At 65.0% G+C, this 1,456-nt stretch carries 2 pseudogenes; one reads left to right on the forward strand and one right to left on the reverse strand.

The features are described 5' to 3' along the window. Positions 1-99 precede the first annotated feature (99 nt). Positions 100-1,076: pseudogene (gene rsmI, locus JCM25143_RS20405) on the reverse strand (16S rRNA (cytidine(1402)-2'-O)-methyltransferase). Between rsmI and JCM25143_RS20410 the strand changes: the two are divergent. Then, positions 1,061-1,456, forward strand: a pseudogene (locus JCM25143_RS20410) (hypothetical protein); the annotation flags it as partial. The pseudogenes rsmI and JCM25143_RS20410 sit on opposite strands and share 16 nt — an antisense overlap.

Below are 1,456 nucleotides of genomic sequence, written 5' to 3' on the forward strand. Positions count from 1 at the left end.
ATAAGTTTCCATTGGGCATGGGCCAGCGGCCATGCGGCGGGCGAGGCCGTGGCCGCCGCCTGAGGGCGGCCATTTACCAAGTGTTGGCGTGTTTTGCGCCTAATCTTTCTTCTGGTTGGCCAGTTCCAGTGCGCGGGCATAGACAACCCGTTTGGGTAGGCCCGCCGCGGCTGCCGCCAGAGCCGCCGCATCCTTGACAGAATGCGTGGCCAGCAGGCTGGTCAGGGTGGCATCCAGATCATCGGCGCTAGCACTTTCTTCCGGGGCTGGGCCCAGCAGCAGGGTGATTTCGCCGCGTGGCGGTGTCTGGGTGTAAAAATCCGCCAGTTCCGACACGCTGCCTCGGCGGAGTTCCTCAAAGCGTTTTGTTAGTTCGCGCGCAACAGCGGCGGGGCGGTCTGGCCCGAATACGGCGGCCATGTCGTGCAGGGTGTCGGCCAGCCGGTGCGGGGCTTCATGCCAGATCAGGGTTGCGCCAAGGCCCGCGCGTTCCGCCGCATGCAATCGGGCAAAGGCCTCGCGCCGGGCGGCGGAGCGGGGGGGCGGAAAGCCGACAAACAGAAACGGATAGGGTGGCAGGCTGACAGCACCAGAGCGGTCAGCGCCGCATTGGGGCCGGGCACGGCGGTTACGGTAATACCTGCCTCTATGGCTGCACGCACAAGCCGGTAGCCGGGGTCGGACAGCAGGGGCATGCCCGCGTCTGAAACCAGTGCAATCCGCGCACCTGCCTGCAGGCGGGCAACAAGGGCGGGAACACGCTGGCGCTCGTTATGTTCATGCAGCGCTTCCGTGCGGGCACTGATCCCGCGATCACTCAGCAGCCGGGCGGTGGTGCGCGTGTCTTCACACAATACGAGTTCTGCCGCAGCCAGCGCTTCGGCCCCGCGTGGGCTGAAATCGCCCAGATTGCCGATAGGCGTTGCGACAAGCACGAGTGTCGCAGGCGGCACGCTGGAGGAAGAAGGCACATGACTTGGGGCTTCCCCTTCGCTATGGAATGAAGCAGTCTTGTCATGCGGCGGCTCATCAGGCTGGCTGGCGGTAGAGGATGATGTGGATGATGACGCGCGCATATTCGTTCCTGTCAGGGCTTTATGCTCAAGCTCTGGGGGCAAATGCCCCCCCATGCAAGGCCACAATGGCCAGAATGTCCGTGGTTTATGCCACATATGCGCCAAAAGGGCGCGGTCTTGCCGCTGTTGGGCTTGGCGGGCTTCTGCTGGCCGGGTGCGCGCAGCAGTCTTCCGGACCGGGGGCTGGCTCTGCCGGTGTGACTGAAGCACAAAAACCCGCACCCAGCCGTAGCGTTGGTGTGCTGCTGCCGCTGAGCGGGGCCAATGCTCCCCTTGGGCGCGAATTGCTTGCCGGGGCGGAAATGGCGCTGGCCACGCAGCCCCAGCAGGGAACACCCGGCGTGCAACTGCGGGTGGATGCCCACGATACCGCAGCCCCC

Origin of the sequence: Acetobacter papayae JCM 25143, assembly GCF_000613285.1 — a bacterium.
In the GTDB taxonomy this organism is placed as follows: Bacteria; Pseudomonadota; Alphaproteobacteria; order Acetobacterales; family Acetobacteraceae; genus Acetobacter; species Acetobacter papayae.